This window comes from Streptomyces sp. NBC_01013 (assembly GCF_045162765.1).
Lineage (GTDB): Bacteria > Actinomycetota > Actinomycetes > Streptomycetales > Streptomycetaceae > Streptomyces.
The window spans coordinates 7,994,133-8,015,299 of record NZ_CP108687.1 but is presented as its reverse complement, the minus strand read 5'-3'; the positions used below and the strand labels follow the sequence as shown (position 1 = coordinate 8,015,299).

Annotated in this window: 15 protein-coding genes; 12 read left to right on the top strand and 3 right to left on the bottom strand. The window is 70.9% G+C overall.

Translation table 11 applies throughout. From position 1 onward, the window contains the following. Window positions 1-354 precede the first annotated feature (354 nt). Window positions 355-1,743 (top strand): endo-1,4-beta-xylanase, encoded by a 1,389-nt coding sequence (locus tag OG538_RS34710; protein WP_406099591.1) that lies wholly within the window; start codon window positions 355-357, stop codon window positions 1,741-1,743. A 147-nt stretch (window positions 1,744-1,890) separates the two neighbouring features. Here OG538_RS34710 and OG538_RS34705 read toward each other — a convergent pair whose 3' ends face one another. After that, window positions 1,891-2,973 (bottom strand): LacI family DNA-binding transcriptional regulator, encoded by a 1,083-nt coding sequence (locus OG538_RS34705; RefSeq protein ID WP_406099590.1) that lies wholly within the window; start codon window positions 2,971-2,973, stop codon window positions 1,891-1,893. A 226-nt stretch (window positions 2,974-3,199) separates the two neighbouring features. Between OG538_RS34705 and OG538_RS34700 the strand changes: the two genes are divergently transcribed. The 11 genes from OG538_RS34700 (at window position 3,200) to OG538_RS34650 (ending at window position 17,160) form a co-directional block, all read left to right on the top strand. Then, on the top strand, window positions 3,200-4,468 hold the full coding sequence (locus OG538_RS34700; protein ID WP_406099589.1) for an ABC transporter substrate-binding protein: 1,269 nt from the start codon (window positions 3,200-3,202) through the stop codon (window positions 4,466-4,468). A gap of 138 nt (window positions 4,469-4,606) precedes the next feature. Next, entirely contained in the window at window positions 4,607-5,449 is an 843-nt protein-coding gene (locus tag OG538_RS34695) for a carbohydrate ABC transporter permease (RefSeq protein WP_406099588.1), read from the top strand. Then, entirely contained in the window at window positions 5,436-6,359 is a 924-nt protein-coding gene (locus tag OG538_RS34690) for a carbohydrate ABC transporter permease (protein ID WP_406099587.1), read from the top strand. The genes OG538_RS34695 and OG538_RS34690 overlap by 14 nt, the downstream gene beginning before the upstream one ends. A gap of 45 nt (window positions 6,360-6,404) precedes the next feature. Then, entirely contained in the window at window positions 6,405-7,169 is a 765-nt protein-coding gene (locus OG538_RS34685) for an SDR family NAD(P)-dependent oxidoreductase (protein ID WP_406099586.1), read from the top strand. Next, complete coding sequence (locus tag OG538_RS34680; protein WP_406099585.1) at window positions 7,157-8,944, top strand: heparinase II/III family protein; 1,788 nt, start codon at window positions 7,157-7,159, stop codon at window positions 8,942-8,944. Before OG538_RS34685 ends, OG538_RS34680 begins: the two co-directional genes overlap by 13 nt. Window positions 8,945-8,947: 3 nt before the next feature. Next, the gene (locus OG538_RS34675; protein WP_406099584.1) at window positions 8,948-10,927 is read left to right on the top strand and encodes a hypothetical protein; all 1,980 of its coding nucleotides are present in this window, start codon (window positions 8,948-8,950) and stop codon (window positions 10,925-10,927) included. A gap of 2 nt (window positions 10,928-10,929) precedes the next feature. Next, window positions 10,930-11,532: a hypothetical protein gene (locus OG538_RS34670; RefSeq protein WP_406099583.1), complete on the top strand. Its 603-nt coding sequence runs from the start codon at window positions 10,930-10,932 to the stop codon at window positions 11,530-11,532. After that, entirely contained in the window at window positions 11,529-12,608 is a 1,080-nt protein-coding gene (locus OG538_RS34665) for a DUF1565 domain-containing protein (protein ID WP_406099582.1), read from the top strand. The genes OG538_RS34670 and OG538_RS34665 overlap by 4 nt, the downstream gene beginning before the upstream one ends. Then, a complete protein-coding gene (locus OG538_RS34660) occupies window positions 12,605-13,756 on the top strand; it encodes an SGNH/GDSL hydrolase family protein (protein ID WP_406099581.1) in 1,152 nt (383 codons plus the stop codon). Before OG538_RS34665 ends, OG538_RS34660 begins: the two co-directional genes overlap by 4 nt. A 10-nt stretch (window positions 13,757-13,766) precedes the next feature. After that, window positions 13,767-16,181, top strand: coding sequence for a polysaccharide lyase 8 family protein (locus OG538_RS34655; RefSeq protein WP_406099580.1), 2,415 nt, complete (start codon window positions 13,767-13,769; stop codon window positions 16,179-16,181). A gap of 4 nt (window positions 16,182-16,185) precedes the next feature. Further along, the gene (locus tag OG538_RS34650) at window positions 16,186-17,160 is read left to right on the top strand and encodes an acetylxylan esterase (protein WP_406099579.1); all 975 of its coding nucleotides are present in this window, start codon (window positions 16,186-16,188) and stop codon (window positions 17,158-17,160) included. Window positions 17,161-17,247: 87 nt separating this feature from the next. Here OG538_RS34650 and OG538_RS34645 read toward each other — a convergent pair whose 3' ends face one another. Further along, a complete protein-coding gene (locus OG538_RS34645; protein ID WP_406099578.1) occupies window positions 17,248-18,792 on the bottom strand; it encodes a phytoene desaturase family protein in 1,545 nt (514 codons plus the stop codon). A 96-nt stretch (window positions 18,793-18,888) separates the two neighbouring features. Further along, the gene (locus OG538_RS34640) at window positions 18,889-21,144 is read right to left on the bottom strand and encodes a tetratricopeptide repeat protein (RefSeq protein ID WP_406099577.1); all 2,256 of its coding nucleotides are present in this window, start codon (window positions 21,142-21,144) and stop codon (window positions 18,889-18,891) included. Between the last annotated feature and the right edge of the window lie 23 nt (window positions 21,145-21,167).

The window sequence follows — 21,167 nt, the reverse complement described above, 5'->3', positions numbered from 1 at the left end:
GCTGCGGCAGACAACATTCGGAATCCTTTCGTAGCCCTCGGAGGCGAATGTACCCATGCGTCCGATCCGCCACCTCACCACTGCAGGCAGCAGGTCACATATCAGCAGGTCAAAGTCACACAGCGCCTCGGAAGGCGAGTTAACTCTCTCGAAATATTTCGGAAATGCAGCGTTGACGAGCCGTCCGAGCGCGCGCATACTCTCCCTCGCTCCCCTGCATCACCGATCAACTACTCGCCACGGAACCGCGCTTGACCGGCGGGCCTGTGGCGGACGAACCGTTCAGCGCACAGTCCACCCCCCGTCCGGGCGGCCCGCTCATGCCGCCCGGCGATCGGAAGAAGGTGTTGGAAAGTGATCGTCAATTCATCGCACGGCGGCGAAGCCGCCCGTCCCCAGCTGCGCTCACGGGTCCGCAGGGCAGGTGTGCTCGCCACGGCGGGCCTGCTGACCGCGGCGGGAGTCCTCTCGCTCGCGGGCACCGCCCACGCCGCGACGACGCTCGGGGCGTCCGCCGCCGCCAAGGGCCGCTACTTCGGCACCGCCGTCGCCGCCAACCACCTGGGCGAGTCCGCGTACGCCTCCACCCTGGACACCGAGTTCAACATGGTGACCCCGGAGAACGAGATGAAGTGGGATGCCGTCGAGGGCTCCCGCAACAGCTTCAACTTCGGCTCCGCGGACCAGATCGTCAGCCACGCCCAGGGCAAGGGCATGAAGGTTCGCGGGCACACGCTGGTGTGGCACTCCCAGCTGCCCGGCTGGGTCAGCGGGCTCGGTGCCACCGATCTGCGCTCGGCGATGAACAACCACATCAACCAGGTGATGGCGCACTACAAGGGCAAGATCTACGCCTGGGACGTCGTCAACGAGGCCTTCCAGGACGGCAGCAGCGGGGCCAGGCGCAGCTCGCCCTTCCAGGACAAGCTCGGCAGCGGCTTCATCGAGGAGGCGTTCCGCACCGCCCGGGCCGCCGACTCCGGGGCCAAGCTCTGTTACAACGACTACAACACCGATGGCCAGAACGCGAAGAGCAACGCGGTCTACGCCATGGTGAAGGACTTCAAGCAGCGTGGTGTGCCGATCGACTGCGTCGGCTTCCAGTCGCACTTCAACAGCAACTCGCCCGTCCCCTCGGACTACCAGGCCAACCTGCAGCGCTTCGCCGACCTCGGTGTCGACGTGCAGGTCACCGAGCTGGACATCGAGGGCTCGGGCTCGGCACAGGCCGCGAGTTACACGAAGGTCGTGAACGCCTGCCTCGCCGTGACGCGCTGCAACGGCATCACCGTGTGGGGCATCCCGGACAAGTACTCGTGGCGCAGCAGCGGAACCCCGCTGCTGTTCGACGACAACTACGGGAAGAAGGCGGCGTACACCGCAGTGCTCGCGGCCCTGGGCGGCAGCAGCGGCGGGGGTGACGGCGGCACGGGCAGCGGCGCGTGCACGGCCACGTACACCAAGACCAACACCTGGGGTGACCGCTTCAACGGTCAGGTGACCATCACGGCCGGCAGCTCGGCCATCAGCACCTGGACGGTCCCCGTGACGGTCACGTCACCGCAGAAGATCGCCACGACCTGGAACGGCAGCCCGACCTGGGACGGCAGCGGCAACGTGATGACGATGAAGCCCAACGGCAACGGCAACCTGGCCGCGGGCGCCTCGACGTCCTTCGGGTTCACCGTCATGACCAACGGCAACACCTCGGCACCCACCATCGGCGCCTGCACGGCCTCCTGACCCACCACCCGAACCCGTACGGGCGCGGGGCGCGGCGGCGCCCCCGGAGATCCCGTCGGTCACAGGGGCGAGGGCACCGTCTCCTGGACGGTGCCCTCGCGTCGTCGGTCCACGGACCGGCGGAACACGCGTCGGCGCGCCGGAGGGTCACCCGCGCGCATAGGCCTCTCCCGGTGCCGCGGCCTCCACGGGTGCGGGCGCCGTCGACTCCCGGACCACGAGCCTCGGCCTGATCAGGAGCGAACGCCCTGCGACCGGGGCCGAGTCGATGCGGGCGCGCAGCTGCTGGAACGTCTCGGCGGCCATCTCCGGCAACGGCTGGCGGACCGTGGTCAGCGGCGGTTCGAAGAGGTCGGCGAGCAGGATGTCGTCGAACCCGACCACCGAGACGTCCTGCCCCGCGTTGCGGCCGGCGTCCTTCGCGCCCCGGCAGATCCCGATGGCGCACATGTCGTTGATGGCGACGAAGGCGGTGGGCGGACGCGGTCCGCACAGCAGTTCACGGGCAGCCTTGCGTCCCAGCTCGGCCGCGTCCTTGTCGCCGAACTCCGTGGTGTCGGCGCCGGGCCACACGATCGCGTCGGCCGGGTCGAGACCCGCCGACTCCAGAGCGGCCCGGAAGCCGCGCAGGCGCTCGCGGCGGTTGACGCTGTTGACCGAGCCGGAGACGAACGCCAGTCGGCGATGGCCCAGTTCGAGCAGATGACGGGTGGCGAGCTCGGCCCCCATCGCGTTGTCGACGCTGATGGAGGCGAGCGAGGGCGGGTCGCCCGCCTGGGCGGTGCGGTCGAAGGCCACCATCTTCAGACCCCGGCCGAGCAGTGGCGCCACATGGTCGAGCGAGGGCAGTGAGGAGCAGAGCACCACGCCGCTCACCCCGTCGGCCAGCAGTTCCTCGCCGTACTTGAGCTCACGGGCGGGATCGCGCTCACTGTTGCAGAGCAGTACGTGGTACCCCTCGGCCAGCGCGATGGCCTCCAGCTCCCGGGCGAGCGCCCCCCAGAAGGGGTTGGCGACGGACGGCACGATCAGGCCGATGACCTTGATCCGGCCGGTGCGCAGCATCCGGGCCGCGCGGTTGGGCCGGTAGCTGAGCTGCTCGATCACCTGCTCCACGCGGGCCAGGGTCGCCGCCTGCATACGGTCCGTACGCCCGTTGAGGACGTTCGAGACGGTGCTGGCGGAGACACCCGCAGCCTCCGCGACCTGATGGATCGTTACCCCGCTCATGCCACCTCCGGTTCGGAACGTGTTCAGCCACACTAGTGTACCGATTTACTGAACTCTCTTCACCGGTACACCCGTTAACTTTCCAGAAAATTGTTGTGCATCAGCTGTTGACGAGCCTCTTGGGGCGTTCTTAGTCTCAGTGCATCGATTTACCAGCGCTTCCCAGCCATGATCGGGTTGCCATCGCTGGATCGATCCACTGCCTCCGCCTCAAAAGGGGTGCCCAATGGAACTCAAACGACGGTCGCTGCTCGCTGCCATCGGCGCCGGGACGGCTGCGGCCGCACTCGGCGGATGCGGCACCGGCTCCACTGCCGCAGGCTCCGCCGACGGTCCCGCCGAGGGCGAGATCACGCTGCTCACCCCGATCTACGAGGGCGCCGACGGCAAGACGCTGTTGGAGAAGGAGATCCTCGGCGGCTTCCGGAAGAAGTATCCGGACGTCAAGGTGAACGTGGACTACACCACGTACGCGCAGCTCAACGAGAAGATCACCACGGGTCTTGCGGGCGGCCTGGTGCCCGATGTGCTGATGATGGGCGTCGGCTGGATCCCGCCGTTCGCCGCCAAGAAGGCGATCGCCCCGCTGCCGGAGTCGTTCGCCACCGCGCACGACTACGAGAAGCGGGTGCTGGAGCCGTCTCGCTACGACGGCAAGCTGTACGCGCTGCCGGTGGTCCTCGACACCCGCATCGTCGTCTACCGCAAGGACCACTTCGCCGAGGCCGGCATCAGGAAGACCCCGGCCAACTGGGCGGAACTGCGGGCCGTGGCCAAGCAGCTGACGAAGGACGGACGAATGGGTTTCGATCCGTTCTCCATCAACCTGCGCCAGTGCTGGGAGACGTTCCTCTTCGCCAACGGCGGTCAGCTGTTCAGCGCCGACGGCAAGAAGGTGTTGTTCACCGACAGCCGGGGCGTCGAGGCTCTGCAGTTCTTCAAGGATCTGATCGAGGACGGCTCCGCCGCCTACGCCAAGAAGACGGAGCTGGGCGCGCCGACGAACGTCCAGACGGGCAGGGCGTCGATGATGATGACGACCAGCGCCCTGTGGGAGCAGGTCCGCGAGCAGACCCCGGAGCTGATGAAGGGTGACAAGCTCGGCGCGTTCGTGCTGGCCAACCGCAAGCCGGCGATGCTCCAGGGCGGCACGCTGGTCACCCAGTCGGCAAGTTCCAAGCACCCGGCGGCGGCCCGTGCCCTGGTCGAGTACCTCGCGACCCCGGAGTCGATCCTGGGCGCAGCCAAGCAGCGCGGCTCCGTGCCCGGGCTCAAGGACCTGAGCGACTCCAGCTATGTCAAGGAGAACAAGTTCGTCGACCTCTCCCTGCAGAACATGGGCGCCGCCTGTTCGGAGGGCGGCACCGCGGCCTGGATGGAGATCCGCGAGAAGATCGAGCCGACGCTGGAGCCCGCGATCGTGGGTGGCCAGTCCGCGAAGGACGCCATCGCGGAACTCGGCCGTCTCGCCGAAGCCGCCATCGGCCGGATGTGAGGCATCGCTGTGGGAGCAACATCCGTAGTGAAGACACGGCCCGCGCGGCCGCCTTCCCTGCCTGAGAACACCCGGCCCGCCAAGCGGCGGGCCGGCAGGACCCCGACGGGGCCGGGGCGTCGCAGGCAACGGGCCGGCATGCTGATGGTGGCACCCGCCCTGCTGCACGCCGCCCTCTGGATCGGCCTGCCCGTCGTCGCCTCGGTCGCCCTGGCCTTCACGAAGTACGACGTGCTCACGCCGCCGCAGTTCGTGGGGCTCGGCAACTTCCGGGAGATGCTGGACGACGCGGTGTTCCGCAAGTCCATCGTCAACACCGTCATCTACACCTTCTTCACCGTGCCGTTCGGCATGGTGCTGGGCCTGCTGCTGGCACTCGCCCTGCACACGGGCCTCAAGGCGCGCGGCATCTTCCGTACCGCCATCTTCCTGCCGCAGGTCACCGCCACGGTGGCGATCGCCCTGGTCTGGCTGTGGATCTACAACCCGGGCAACGGCCTGCTCAACGCCCTGCTGTCGTTCGTGGGGATCGAGGGTCCGGCCTGGCTCTCGTCGACCACCTGGGCGTTGCCCTCGGTGATCCTGGTCGGCATCTGGCAGGGCATCGGCATGAAGATGCTCATCTACCTGGCCGCGCTCCAGTCCCTGCCGAGGGAACTGTACGAAGCGGCGTCGGTGGACGGTGCGTCCAAGGCGCGGCAGTTCTTCTCGATCACGCTGCCACTGCTGAAGCCCGCGACGTTCTTCGTGCTCATCACCTCGATGATCAGCGCGTTCCAGTCCTTCGACCAGGTCTACATCCTCACCGAGGGCGGCCCGGCCAACAGCACCACGATGATGACGTATGAGATCTACAAGTCCGCCTTCCGGGAGTTCCGCGTCGGCTACGCCTGCGCCCAGTCACTGGTGCTGTTCGTGCTGCTGATGGGCTTCACCCTGGTCAACCGGCGGATCATGGGAGGCACCCGTGGCCACAACTGAGCTGCACGAGCCCGAGGTCGCGCGCTCGCCCCGCCCCGTGGCGAAGCGGAAACCGCCGTCCGTCGGCCGGATCGCGCTCTATGTGACGCTGTCCGCCATCTCCCTGCTCATGGTGGTGCCGTTCATCTGGATGGTGCTGACCTCCCTCAAGACACCCGTGGAGATCGCGTCGCAGGACGCCGGACTGCTGCCGGAGCACTGGGACTTCGGCAACTACACCGAGGCGCTGAAGGCCGCGCCCTTCGCCACGTACGCCCGCAACAGCTTCATCATCGCGTTCAGCCACACCGTGCTCAACCTGCTGATCGCCTCGATGGCCGGGTACGCACTCGCCCGGATCAGGTTCCGGGGCAGCGAGGTCATCTTCTACCTCTTCATCGCGGCCCTGATGATCCCCACGTACACCAAGGTGCTGCCCGAGTTCCTGATCGTCCGCTTCATGCCGCTGGCCGGCGGCAACGACCTGTTCGGCCAGGGCGGCAGCGGGTGGCTCGACACGTGGTGGGCGCTCATCGTGCCCGGTGCGGTCACCCCGTTCGCCGTCTTCCTCTTCCGGCAGTTCTACCTGGATCTTCCGGTGGAGCTGGAGGAGGCGGCCCGGCTGGACGGCCTGGGTGAGTTCCGGATCTACGCCCGGATCATGACGCCGCAGGTCAAGCCCGCCCTGATCACGGTGGCGCTGCTTACCTTCGAGTCGTCCTGGAACAACTTCCTGTGGCCGCTGCTGGTGACCCGGACGGACAGTCTGCGCGTCATCCAGGTGGGGCTCTCGGTCTTCAAGACGGAGAACGGCCCCCAGTGGCACTTCCTCATGGCGGGCACCACGCTCGCCACCCTGCCCATGGTCGTGCTCTTCCTCATCGGCCAGCGCTACTTCGTGCAGGGCTTCGCAACCGCCGGTCTCAAGTGACCGGTCCCGGTCCTCAACGGCCGGTTATCGAAAGGGTTACTCCCCATGTCTGCTGATCTCCAAGGTTCCCGCGCACTGGTGACCGGGGCGGGCCAGGGCATCGGCCGCGCCATCGCCGTCGCCCTGGCGGAGGCCGGCGCCGACGTCGCCGTCCACTACCACTCCTCCGCCGACGAGGCCGCCCAGACGGTCTCCGCGATCGAGGCTCTGGGCCGGCGGGCCAAGGCGTTCCAGGCCGACGCGACGGTGACGGCCGAGGTGGACCGCCTCGTCGAGGAGGCCACCGGATTCCTCGGCGGGCTGGACGTCCTGGTCTGCAACGCCGGCCATCTGATCGGGCGGGCGACGATCGCGGAGATGTCCGACGACCACTTCGACCGGGTCATCGACACCAATCTGACCTCGACGTTCCGTACGGTGCGGGCCGCGCTGCCGTATCTGAAGGAGTCGTCCGCCGGGCGCGTCATCACGATGTCGTCGCTGGCCGCACACAACGGCGGCGGCCCCGGTTCGGTCGCCTACGCGGCCGCCAAGGCCGGTATCCGCGGGTTCACCAAGGGGCTGGCCAAGGAGCTCGGAGGCAGCGGCATCACGGTGAACACCGTCGCCCCCGGCTTCATCAAGGGCACCGCCTTCCATGACACGTTCACCGCGCCCGCCGCGCAGCAGGCGATGGAGGCGGGCATTCCGGTGGGCCGGGCCGGCACACCGCAGGACGTGGCCTCGGCCGTCGTCCACCTGGCGTCGCCCGCGTCCGGCTTCCTCACCGCGACCACGGTGGACATCGACGGTGGCGTATGGCCGCGTTGAGGCGGATCGCGCGGGAGCGCGGCGGCTGGTGGCACGCGTACGTCTGCCCCGCGCACGGGGTGGAGCTGGACCACGGTGATGTGCTCGCCGGGGTGTTCCCGGAGGGCGGGGCGCGCTGTGCGTACGGCTGCCGGGTGGACAACGAGGCGGTGCGCGGTGCGTGGCTGGTGCTGTCGCACCAGGCGTGGGCGCGGCATCTGCGGGTGCTCGCCCACCGCGGGGAGCGGGAAGAGACGGTGGCGAGGCTCGTCGAGTACGCCTTGCTGTACGAGGAGTTGGCCACGGTGCAGCACGCCGAGGCGCAGGGCTGGATGCTGCGCGGCCGGCTCTTCCACCAGGCACTGACCGACGCGATCTGGGCCGTGAACATCGGGCACACCGTCCTGACGCTCGCCGAGCACGGCGCGGAAGACCTGTCCGGGGTGCTGCCGCTGCTGGACTCCTTGGAGCGGGCGGCCCTCGATGCCCGCGCCGTGCTGGTCGGCAAGGGACAGCTCGCCTCCAACTACACCGCGTGGCTGAACGCCGCGGGCGTGGCCGCCGGGCGGGGAGCCGCGGCGGTGCGCGGGCAGGAGTGGGCCGGCGGCATGGAGTGGCTGGAGGGCGACAGCGGGCTGTACGCGCACCTACGGGTCGCGGTCGCCGAGGACGGCTGGGAGTGGGAGGGCAGCACCTACTACCACGGGTTCGTGCTGCGGGCGGCGCTGCTGGCGCTGCGGGGCACCGATCCCGCGTCCATCCCGGCCGACGTGATGGGCGTGCTGGCGGGGATGACGGATGTGCTGGCGGCGATCGCCACGCCGGGCGGAATTCTTCCCGCATTGCACGACGGCCCGTACCTACGGGCCCCACTGGCCCTTGAGTGGCTCGAACTGATCTCATTGGCGCAGCAGTTGGTCCCATCGGCCGCGCTGGGCGCGGTGGCGGACCGGGCCCGGTCGGAGCTGGGCGCGAATGACGACGGGCTGGACCGACAGCTGAGCGGATGGTTCACCGGGCCGCCGATGCCGGAGCGTCCGGCGTCGGGAGCGCTCACCCTGTTCGGCACGGCGGGCTATGCGGTGCTGCGGGTCGCCGGCGTCCACGCGCTGCTGGACTTCGGTCCGCACGGCGGCTCGCACGGTCACCGGGACAAGCTGTCTCTCTATCTCTATGGCGACACCACTGCGTGGCAGCCCGATCCTGGCCAGGTGCCCTACGCCCACGCCGAGTTCCGTGATCTGTATGCGTCGGCCGAGGCTCACCCGGCGTTCCGCGTGGACGACCGCGAACAGGCGGAGTGCACGGGAGCCCTCCTCCGCTCGGACGACCGCTCCATCACGGCGGAGGTGACCACGGCGTACGAGGGGGTGCGCGCGGTCCGGCGCATCGTGGCGGGTGCCGGCTATCTGGTGGACCTCCTGACCGTGACGGCCGACCAGTCCCGTCGCATCACCGCCCAGCTCCGTCCAGGCACCGCGCTGGACGTGCAGGTGCAGGCCGCGGGCGCGGCGCGCACCACCTGGTACGGCGACGAGACGCTGCACGGCTGGCACACGCACCGGGCCGACGTGCCCGTGCGTCCGGTGAGCCGGCCGGGCCCCGGCACGGCAGATGATCCGCAACGCACCCGGACCCGGGTGGACTTCACCGCCGACACCGACACAGTCACCTTCGCGTCGGTCTACCAGGCCGCATCGGCCGGCCCCGCGGTGACCGACGTACAGCTGGACGCCGACGGGCTGACGGTCCGGCTGGCCGACGGCAGCGCCGCGACCTTCCGGACGGAGGACTGACCCTTGTTGCTCTCCGCCACCCCGCCACCCGGCCCGCGTCCCGCGCAGGAAGTCCGGCTGTACGAGGAGGCGGCCCGCCACCGCGGGCTGACCCCTCCCCGTACGCATCCCCTGGCGAGCATCACGTGGCTCGGCCCCGCCGCCTCCAACCCGGCTCTCGCCTACCGGGTCGGCGGCGACCCCGCGCATCTGGCGGAGAGCCTGCGCTGGATCGAGGCCGCGGTGCGGCTGCCGCACTGGGGCAGGGCCCACATGCCGGACCACGACCTGGACGCCGGCTGGCTGCTGCACCATCTGGGCCTGGCGTACCGGTGGATCGGGGACGATCTGCCGGAGGAGGTACAGGCACTGCTGCGGTACAAGCTGCTGCTCCAGGGACGGCGCATGTACGAGTTCGCGGTGGCGAGCGAGGGCCGCTGGTGGTCGACCTCGTACTGGCAGAACCACAACTGGATCTGTTACGCGGGTCTGGCGACGGCCGGTTACGTCCTGGGGAAGGAGGAGTGGACCGAGCGCGCCAAGGACAACCTCGGGACCGTCCTGGACCTGATGCCCGAGGACGGGTCACATGCGGAGGGCGTCGTCTACTGGCGCTACGGTGTGCCGTTCCTCGCCATCCATCTGGACCTGCTGAAGGAGGCGGAGGGCGTCGACTGGTGGGACAGGGGCGGCTTCCTCTCCCACACGTTCCGCTACCGGCTGCACCAGACCGCCCCCGGGTTCGCGTTCAACGTCGACCACGGCGACTGCCACGACCGGCGCAGCGGCCACAGCGCCGGTCTCTACTACCGTCTCGCCTCTCAGTACGCGATCCCCGAGGCGCAGTGGATGGGCGACCTGGCATCGGGTGAACTGCTCTGGCCGGAGGCGGCCGAGAGCGGAGTCCGGCCGGGGATCCTGCCGGAGGCCTATCTGGAGTACCTCTGGTACGACCCGTCGGTGCCGGCGGCCCGTCCCACCGAGACACGGGCGTTCTTCCCGGACCTCGGGCTGCTCGCGGCCCGCACCGGCTGGGACGACGACGCCACGCTGGTCTCGTTCAAGGCCAGCCCGGGCGGGGGCCACCGCGCGTGGGAGACCGCCGGGAGGCACCGGGCGACGAAGGGCTGGGACACCCTCAACCAAGGTCACCACCACCCCGATTCGGGCTCCTTCGTGCTGGTCTCGCAGGGGGCGTTCCTCGCGGTGGACGAGGGTTACAGCAACCGCAAGCGGGCCGCGCACCACAATCTGCTGCTGGTGGACGGGCAGGGGTACGCGGACGAGGACCGGTACCACGTGTACCGGGACATCCCCTTCGAGCGGCAGGCCCGGCAACGCGATGTGCTCGTCGCCCGCGACTGCGGATGGGCGCACTCCACGGCCGAGATCGCAGCGATGTACGACTCCTCGCTCGGGGTCCGGCGGCTCGACCGGACGCTGGTGTTCACCCCGTCGGGGCGCCTGGTGCTGCTGGACCTCGCCGAGGCGGACGCGGCTCGGGAGTGGACGTTCCTGCTCCAGACCGACCGGCCCACCGAAGCACTCCCCGACGGCGGCCGGCTGATCCGGTCCGGTGCGGCGACGGCTCTGTTGCGGCAGTTCGCCCCCGCCGACGCACGCATCACCGGGGAGGTCACCGAGGTGGAGGCCAATCCGACGTCGAGCACACCGGAGCTGCGCCTCACCCGCACCCTGCACACGCTGCGTTCGACCTCGGCGCGGTCGTCCGAGGGGCTGTTCCTCACGACGATCGCACCCGGCACCGGCACGGAGGCCTCCCGGGTCGCGTGCACGCAGGGCCAGGGCGTCACCTTCGGTACGGAGACCGTGCTGCTCTCCCCCGTCGCCCGGCGGATCCGTACCGCCGGTGTCGACGCCGATGCGGCCGCCGTGCTGCTCACGGACGGCGCAGCCCCCTGCGTCGTGGCGGCGACCCGGCTCGAACTGGACGGCACGGTGCTCCTCGACGTGGCGGAGCCGTACACAGGAAAGGTCGGCTGACCATGCAGGCAACTCTCTCGTCCGGCTGGCCGACGCTGCTGCGGCGGCTGGAGTTCGTGGCCTACCCGGCCGCCGCCGGGGCCGCGTTCGCCGTGCTGGCGCTGGGGATCGTGACCTGGCTTCCCGCGCTCGCCGCGATGGCGCACGGGCTCCAGCGGTGGCGGTCCGAGGGGGACAGTCGCTGCTTCGTCCACACCTTCACGGCCTTCCCGCGGTACTGGCGCGCACTGTGGCGGCATTCGCTCGTCTCCACCGCGGCCGTGGGCGTGCTGGCCGCCAACATCGTCCATCTGCTGGGCCGTTCGGAGCCGTGGTCCTTCGTCGTGCTCGCCGCCCAGGCGGGCATCGCGGCCGCCCTGGTCATCCACCACGTGGCGTTGGCCGCCGAGGCGGGCCGCTTGCCTGACGGCACCGTACGCGGGTGGACCCGCGGCGCGCTGGCGCTCGGCTTCGGTTCGGCCGCCCGCGGCACCGCCCTGCTCGGCGCGGTGGTCTCCGCCGTGCTCCTCTCCCTCGTCGTACCGCTGGGGCCACTGCTTCTCGGCCCGAGCATTCCCGTACTGCTCGCTCTGTCCTTCGCCGATCCCAGGAGGCACACCCCATGAGCCATGCACTGCGCACCGCTCTCGTCACCGCGCTCGCGGCCGGCGCCCCGCTCGCCTTCCACTCGCCGTCCGTGGCCGCCGCGGCGGCGACCGCGTACTACGTGTCGCCGGCCGGGAACGACACCAACTCCGGTACGTCGGCGGGCTCCCCGTTCGCCACGATCCAGAAGGCGGTGGATCTGGCACCGGCGGGCACGGTGGTGAACCTCGCCGCCGGAACGTACAAGCAGGATGTCGTGACCAAGCGGGCCGGTGTGACGATCACCGGTCCGTCGAACGCCGTGGTGAAGGGAGCGGGCGACGCCCGGATCATCCAGGTACAGCACGACTCGACGACGTTGAGCGGGTTCACGGTGGACGGACTGCACGGGTCGTCCACCGATGTCTCGGGGTACCGCCTCAAGCTCATATATGTCATGAGCACGACTCCAGGGAACGGTGTGGGCGGTCTGCGCATCACCGGGATGACCCTGAAGAACGCGGCGGACGAGTGTCTGCGGGTGCGCTACCTGGTGACCGGCGCCGACATCTCCGAGAACACCATCACCGACTGCGGCGTCGCCGACTTCAAGTTCGGCGCCGGCGGCAAGAACGGCGAGGGCATCTACCTCGGCACGGCCCCCGAGCAGCAGGGCGCGAACGGCGCCCCGGACGCGGCCGCCGACATCAGCAGGAACAACCGCATCCACCACAACACGATCGCCACGCGCGGCAACGAGTGCGTCGACGTGAAGGAGAACTCGACCAACAACTACGTCGAACACAACGACTGCAGCCAGCAGAAGGACTCCAGCTCCGGCGGTCTGGACGCGCGCGGCAGCGGCAACATCTTCCGCTACAACACCATCCACGACAACGTCGGCGCGGGCATCCGGCTCGGCGGTGACACCGCGACCGACGGCACCGGCACCAGCGTCTACGGCAACACGATCACCGGCAACGCCGGTGGCGGCATCAAGTTCATGCGCACCCCGCAGGGCCCCGTCTGCACGAACACCATGAGCGGGAACACCGGTGGTGACGCCGTAGGGACCTACGGCAGCGAGTACACCCCGACCGGTGCGTGCCCCCAGTGAGCGGGCAGGGGCCCGCGAGACGCGGGGTACTGACGGCGGCGGCCGGGCTGGCCGCCGCCGTAGCGGCGGCGCCGGGGGCGCAGGCCGCCGAAGGGCCCGGCAGCCGGCCGCGCCGCTCGCACTGGACGACGTCCTGGGCTGCCGCGCAGACCGCGCCGACACCCGCCGACGTGGTGGCGAGCACCGGGCTGACGCAGGGCACGTTCCAGGCGCACGTACGGCTGTCGGCGGGCGGCCAGGTCCGGCTGCGGTACGGACACGCCTTCGGGATGGTTCCGGTGCTCATCGGCCCGGTCACCGCCGGCGGCAGGCCCGTGACGTTCGGCGGGCAGCGGCAGGCGTGGCTCGCCGCGGGCGCCTCGCTCACCAGCGACGCGGTCGCGGACCTGCGAGCCGCCGAGGGCTCCCTGCTGACCGTCCGGACCGAACTGCCCGGCCCCACCGGGCCGTTGTCGTTCCACCGCAACACCCATGCCTCGCACGACGTCGACGGGGTGCGCACCACCTCGGTGTTCCTGCTGACCGGCGTCGAGGTGACGGGCGCACACGGTCCGGTGATCGCGGTACTGGGCGACTCCATCGCGGAGGGCGTCGGCACGCCCGACGACTCCGATCTGCGCTGGCCCGACCAACTGGCCCGGCGCCTGCCCGGGGCGGCGGTCGCCGATCTCGGGATCAGCGGCAACCGGGTCCTGCTGGACGACGCCCGGTTCGGACCCGGTGGGCAGGCCCGCTTCGACCGCGATGTGCTGTCCCTGCCGGGGCTGCGGACCGTCCTGGTGCACCTCGGGGTCAACGACCTCCAGCAGCCGCCGAGCCAGACCGATCCGGCGCTGGTCCTGGCCGGGTACCGGCAGCTGGTCCTGCGCGCCCGCGACGCGGGACTGCAGGCGGTCGGTGCGACCATCACCCCGTTCGGCGGCTGGACCCGCTGGACGCCCGAGCTGGAGACCGTTCGGCAGCGGATCAACGCCGCCGTGCGAACCGGCCGGGTCTTCGACGCCGTCGCCGACTTCGACGCAGCCCTGCGCGATCCGGATCACCCGGAGCGGATGCTGCCCGGGTACGACAGCGGCGACGGCCTCCATCCCAACCCTTCCGGCCATGCGGCACTCGCCGCGGCCGTCGACCGCCGACACCTTCTGTGAGGGCCGCATCATGAACCCAGGCACCACCAGGGGCACCACCCGCCGCACCGTCCTCGCCGGTGCGGCGGCGCTCGGCGCAGCCGCCGCCCTGCCGCTCACGCTCACGGCGGGCACCGCGCACGCCGCCGGACCGGCCGACGACGCCGCCTCGCTGCGGGCCCGCTGGCACACGCTGCTGACCGGTGGCCCGGGGCTCGACCTCACGGACGCGCGGATCGGCGCGGCCGTGGCCAGGATCGGCAAGGCCGCGACCACTTCGGTGAAGGGCTTGGACCCGTCCCGTACGGACGGGCTGTTCCCCGACCTGACCAGCACCACGCTCTCCAACCACGTCACGACGTCGTTCAAGCGCCTCGCGACGGTCGCGACCGCGTGGGCCGTCCCCGGCACCGTCCAGTACGGCGACACCGCACTGCGCGACCTGCTCCTGGCGGGCATCGACTGGATGCTGACGCACCGGTACGGCCCCGAGCACGCCCGGTTCGACAACGACTGGGACTGGGAGATCGGCTCCGCGCTCGCGCTCAACGACGCGGCGGTGCTGCTGTACGACGCGCTCGGTACGGAGCGGCTCGGCCGGATCAACGCGGCTGTGCGCGGCTACACGCCCGACCCCAACCTCTGGCGGGCCGACCGGCAGATCGCGACCGGTGCCAACCGGGTGTGGATCTCCACCGTGGTCGCCGTGAACGCGGTGCTCCGCGACAGCGGCGACGACCTCGTGCGGGTCCGTGACGCCCTTTCGGACGTGGAGGGTTCGGGCGCCAACAGCGTCCTCGCCTTCAATGACGCCGGTGCGGCGTCCTCGGGCACGGGAGAGGGCTTCTACTCCGACGGTTCGTTCCTCCAGCACTACAAGCACCCGTACAACGGCGGCTACGGCAAGGAGCTGCTGAACAACCTCTCGCGGCTGCTGAACCTCCTCGCCGATACGGCGTGGACCGTCACCGACCCGGATCTCGACAACGTCCGCCTCTGGATCGACGAGGGCTTCGATCCCCTGCTGGCGCGCGGCGATGTGATGGCGTCGGTCTGCGGGCGCGAGATCGCCCGGCCCAGCAAGCAGGGCCACGTCTCGGCGCAGACCGTCATCGAGGCGGTGGTGCGACTGATCCCGAGCTTCCCCGGTGAGACCGCGGACCGGTTCACCGCCCTGGTCAAGCAGTGGATCGCGGAGGACACCTACCGGGACTTCCTCGACGTCACCGATCTCGCCTCGCTGGTCGCGGCCCGGAACGTCATCGCCTCCCCGGTGCCGGCCCGCGGTCCCCTGGTCGCGCACAAGCAGCACCCGCGCATGGACAAGGCGGCCCACCACCGGCCCTCGTTCGCGCTCGGCATCTCCGCGTACTCGTCCCGGATCTACAACTACGAATCGATCCAGAACGAGAACCTGCACGCCTGGCACCTTTCCGACGGCATGGTGCTCCTCTACACGGACGACCTCGGCCACTACAGCGAGGACTACTGGCCCACCGTCGACCCGGCACGGCTTCCCGGCACCACCGTCATCGCCGGCCGGCCCGCCGACGCGGCGGGGCAGCGCACCACCAGCACCGCCGACTGGGCAGGCGGCGCCGCGCTGCCGGGCACGACGCTCGGGGCGTACGGCATGGAGCTGCGGGCGTTCGGCAGTTCGCTGCACGGCCTCAAGAGCTGGTTCTGCCTCGACGACGTCATCGCGTGCGTCGGCTCGGGGATCAGCGCCGACACGGGTACGGCCGAGACGATCGTGGAGAACCGGAAGCTGCGGGACCCCGCCGCGGCGCTCCTCGTCAACGGGCAGGCCGCCCCGGCGCACACCGGGTGGGCGGCGACGCTGGACCAGGTGCGGTGGCTGCATGCCGCCGGCACCGGCGGCTACGTCTTCCCCGAGCCCGTCACCCTGCACGGACTGCGCGAGGACCGGACCGCGACGTGGCGCGAGATCAACCTCAAGTACGGCACGGACACCCCCGTCACACGCCCGTATCTGACGCTGTGGCAGGACCACGGCGCCGCACCCGACCGGGCGGGCTACTTCTGGCTCCAGGCCCCGGCCGCTTCCGCCGAGCGCACCAAGCAGTGGTCATCCGCGCCCCCGGTGAAGCTGATCGCGCGCACCACCGCCGTGCACGCGGTACGCCGCTGCGCGGACGGACTGCTCGCCGCGAACTTCTGGACCGCCGGGACCGCGCAGGAACTCACCGCGGACGGACCCGCCTCGGTCCTGGTGCGGTCGGAGGGCAGAACGGTGACCGTCTCGCTCTCCGACCCGACCCAGCTGCGGTCCTCCGTCGTACTGGACCTCGCCCGGCGCAACCTGAGCGTCGTCTCGGCCGACCCGGGCATCGCCGTCGCGCCGACCGGCACCGGCATCCGGATCACCGCGGATACGACTGAACGCCACGGTGCAACCCTCGACCTCATCCTGAAGAGGAGCTAGACCCTTGCTGTTCGACATGCCCCTGGACCGGCTGCGCGACTACCGGCCGGAGCCGGAGGAGCCGGCCGATTTCGACGCCTTCTGGGACAAGACACTCGCGGAGACGGCCCGCCACGGTCTGAACGCCGAGTTCGTCCCGTACGACGCCGGGTTCGCGACCGTCGACGTGTTCGACGTGACCTTCCGTGGCTGGGGCGGGCAACCGGTCAAGGCGTGGCTGATGCTCCCCCGCGAACGCTCGGGACCGCTGCCCGCCGTCGTGCAGTACATCGGGTACAACGGCGGCCGCGGCATCCCCTACTCCTGGCTCACCTGGAGCGCCCTCGGATACGCCCATCTGGTGATGGACAACCGCGGGCAGGGCGGCGGCGGCAAGAACACCGCCGACACGGTGGACATCGGCCCCGACGGAAACGGCTCCTCCTCCCCCGGCTTCCTGACCCGGGGGATCGAGGACCCGTACCGGCACTACTACCGGCGGCTGATCACGGACGCGGTGCGCGCCGTCGACGCCGCGAAGGCCCATGACGCCGTCGACGCCTCCCGCGTCGCGGTGCTCGGCGGCAGTCAGGGCGGCGGCCTCGCGCTCGCCGTTGCGGGGCTGCGCGACGACATCGCGGCGGCCGTCGCCGATGTGCCCTTCCTCTGCCACTACCGGCGCGCCTCGCAGATCACGGACACGGGCCCGTACGCGGAGATCGCCCGCTGGCTGTCCGGGCACCGCTTCCGGATCGACGAGGCGATGGAGACCTTGTCGTACTTCGACGGGGTCAACTTCGCGGCGCGGGCGACCGCTCCCGCGTGGTTCTCGGTGGGGCTGATGGACAAGGTCTGCCCGTCGTCCACCGTGTTCGCCGCCTACCACCGCTACGCCGGCCCGGCGCAGATCGAGGTGTTCACGTACAACGGGCACGAAGGTGGCGCGGAGTACGACCTGCCGCGCAAGATCGCCGCGCTGCGGGACGTCTTCGGTCGCTGAGGGCAGTCCCGCCATTCCTCGCGGGACAGCCCTTGGGGGCTTGCAGAAATCAAGGTGCTGCTTCCCTGCGAGCCCCCGGGCCGCCGGTCACCGGCCCAGCGCCGCCATCGCGGCGTTGTGGCCGGGGACGCCGCTGACCCCGCCTCCGCGCACCGCGCCGGCGCCGCAGAGCAGGACGTTGGCGTACGCGGTCTCCACGCCCCAACGGCCGGTGTCCGGTGTGGCGTACGGGAAGGCGAGGTCCCGGTGGAAGATGTGGCCGCCGGGGAGCCGCAGGTCCTGTTCGAGGTCGAGCGGTGTCTTGGCCTCGATGCACGGCGCGCCGTCCGCGTCCAGCGCCAGGCAGTCGGCGAGCGGCTCCTCCAGATGGGCGTCGAGTTCGGTGAGTGTGGCCTTGAGCAGCGTGGCGCGGACGCTGTCGTTGTCCGTGGCGAAGAGGCGGGCCGGGGTGTGCAGGCCGAACAGGGTCAGGGTCTGGTAGCCGCGGGATGCGAGATCCGCGCCGAGGATCGTCGGGTCCGTGAGCGAGTGGCAGTAGATCTCCGAGGGCGGGGCCGCGGGCAGCCGGCCCGCCGCCGCGTCCCGGTAGGCGTCGGCCAGCTGCCCGTAACCCTCGGCGATGTGGAAGGTGCCGGAGAACGCCTGACGCGGATCCACCGCACGGTCCTTGAGCCGAGGCAGCCGGCTGAGCAGCATGTTGACCTTCAGCTGGGCGCCTTCGGCCGGGGTGGGCGGCTCGTCACCGAGGAGGGCGGCGAGCGCCTGCGGCGACGCGTTGACGAGGACGCGGCGTGCGCCGACGGTGGACTCGCCGCTGTCCGTCCGCACCGTGACCTCGGCGGTCGTACCGTCGGTGTCGATGCGGATCGCCTCGTGCCCGGTGCGGAGCTGCGCACCGGCGGCCAGTGCGGCGCCCGCGAGGGCGTCGGTGAGTGCGCCCATGCCGCCGACCGGGACGTCCCAGTCTCCGGTGCCGCCGCCGATCACGTGGTAGAGGAAGCAGCGGTTCTGCAGCAGTGAGGGGTCGTGCGCGTCGGCGAACGTGCCGATCAGGGCGTCCGTGAGGACGACGCCACGTACGAGATCGTCGTCGAAGTTCTCCTCGACGGCGACGCCGATGGGCTCCTCGAACAGCATGCGCCACGCGTCGGCGTCGCCGATCCGCTCGCGCAGCGCGTCGCGGGTGGGCAGCGGTTCGGTGAGCGTCGGGAAGACCCGTTCGGCGACCTGCCCGGTGCGTCCGTAGAACCGCTGCCACGCCTCGTACTCCCGGTCCGATCCGGTGAGCGCGGCGAAGGAGTCACGGGTGCGGTCACCGGCGACGAGGAGCCCGGTGGGGCGGCCGTCGCGGACGGCCGGGGTGTAGGAGGAGACCGTGCGCTTGCGTACGGCGAAGTCCAGACCGAGATCCCGGACGATCTTCGACGGGAGGAGTGACACGAGGTAGGAGTAACGGGACAGCCTGGCGTCGACCCCGGCGAAGGGGCGGGTCGAGACGGCCGCTCCCCCGGTGGCGCCGAGGCGTTCCAGGACCAGGACGGACTGTCCGGCACGGGCGAGGTAGGCGGCGGCGACCAGGCCGTTGTGGCCGCCGCCCACGATCACTGCGTCATAGCTGTCTCGTACGGGCATGCCCCTTGGTAACACGGACGCGCGGCCCGGACCAGGGCTCCTGCCGTGCCCAACCCGCAGCGCCCCGCGACGCAGCCCCCGACGGGCTGGTCGGTCTCAGTGCGGCGGGATGCCCCGCTGCTGCCTCAGGGCCGCCACCTGCCGGTAGAGCTCGACGGCCTCCGGTCCCCTGCCCAGCTGTTCGAGGCAGTGCGCCTCGTCGTTGCGGCCGGCGAGGGTGTCCGGGTGGTCCGCCCCGAGGACCCGCGTCCGTGCCTCGGCGACGTTCCGGTAGACGGTGAGGGCGTCGCCCCAGCGCCCGAGCCAGCCGAGAGCGACGGCGACCTCCCGGCGGCTGACCAGGGTGTCGGGGTGGTCGGCGCCCAGGACGCGTTCGCGGTGCGCGCACACCTCGCGGGATTCGGCGAGCGCCTCCTCCCAGCGGGCCAGCCGGCCCAGGTTGACGCCCAGCCCGTGGCGGGCGCGGAGCGTCTCGGGATCGGCGGGGCCGCTGATCCGGGTCCGGTCCTCGACGAGCGCCCGGTAGAGCTCCAGTGCCTCGGCGCTGCGGCCGAGGCGCCCGAGGCTGATGCCGACCTCGTAGCGGGCGGCGAGCGTGTCGGGGTGGTCGGTGCCCAGCGCCTGCGAACGCGCCTGGACGACTTCACGGTAGGTCTGCAGGGCCTCCGTCCAGCGGCCGAGCCGGCCCAGGGTGTAACCGACCTCGTAACGGGTGACGAGGGTGTCGGGATGAGCGGCGCCCAGCAGCCGGGCACGGGCCGCCGCCACGCCGCGGGCCATCTCGTACGACTCCTCCAGCCGGCCGAGCCTGCTGAGGTTGAACGCCAGGTTGTGGCGGCAGCGCAGGGTGTCGGGGTGGTCGGGTCCCATGGAGCGTTCCCGGGAGAGGAGGACGGCGGCGTACAGCTGGTGGGCCTCGAAGTGACGGCCGAGCCTGCCCAGTACGTACGCCATCTCCTGGCGGGCCGCGAGGGTCTCCGGATGGTCGGGCCCCAGGCTGCGTTCGCGGCCCTGGGCAACGCGGCCGAACTCCCGCAGCGCCTCCGCCGCATGGCCGGTCCGGCTGAGCGTGAACCCCACCTCGTACCGGCTGGAGAGCGTGTCGGGGTGGTCGGGGCCCAGTACGCGTTCACGTTCGGCGGCTACCGCGCGGTGCACCTCGCCCGCGTCCTCCCAGTGGCCGAGCCTGCCGAGGTTCAGGCCCGCACTGTGGCGGTTGGCGAGGGTCGAGAGGAGTTCCGGGTCGGGGGTGACCCGCTCGGGCCGGGCCGGCCGCACCGCGGTGCGCAGGTCGGTAGCAGTGGTGGTGGTCCATTCCCCGGTCAGGCCCGCCGAGTGGTCGAACACCTCCGGCGGCACGGTCACGGTGCCGGTCGCCTTGTGCCCCGTGGTCATTCCGCGGGTCCAGGCGGGCAGGCGCGGTGCGGGGGCTGCGGGGTGCCCGACGAGTGCGGGCGGTGCGAGCGGCACCCCGCCGGTCGGCTCCAGGTGCGGCTGTTCGCCGGTCCGGCCGACGGCGATGCGGCGGCGCAGGTCGCCCGCGTCCGCCGGCCGCTGCTCGGGGGCCTTGGCGAGCAGTTCCAGGACGACACGGTCGAAGAACCCGGGCAGTTCCGCCCGGTGGCTGCGCAGGGGCTCGGGCGGGGTGTCGCGGTGCCCGACGAGTACGCCCCAGGCGTCGTCGAGGTCGAACGGCGGCGCCCCGGTGGCGATCTCGTAGAGCACGCATCCCAGCGAGTACAGGTCGCTGCGGTGGTCGACCTGGCCGCCGCTGATCTGCTCCGGCGACATGTAGTGCGGGGTACCCATGGCGATGCCGACGCCGGTGAGACGGGAGCTGACCGAGATGTCGTGGCCTAGCCTGGCTATGCCGAAGTCGCAGATCTTCACCGTCCCGTCGGCCAGCCGCATGATGTTGGCGGGCTTGAGGTCTCGGTGGACGATGCCCTGCTGGTGGGTGTAGCCGAGGGCGTCCGCGACCTGTTCGGCGATGTCGACGATGTCGTCGACCGGCAGCGGGTGCTGCTTGTTGTCCTCCAGGAGCTGGCTGAGGTTGCGGCCGTCCAGGAGCTCCATCACCAGGTAGAGCACGCCCTCGTGCTCGCCGAAGTCGTGGACGACGGTGACGCCCCGGTGCTGGAGGGCGGCGGCGACGCGGGCCTCCCGCCGGAAGCGTTCGCGCAGGATGCGGGTGAAGTCCTGGTCGTGCTGCGGGCCCATCGGCTTGAGGCACTTGACGGCGACCTGACGGCCGAGCGATTCGTCGCGGGCACGCCACACCTCGCCCATACCGCCGCGCCCGATCAGATCGAGCAGCCGGTACCGGCTCTGGATCAGCCTGGTTTCCGCCATCCCTGCTGTCGCCCCCGTCACTC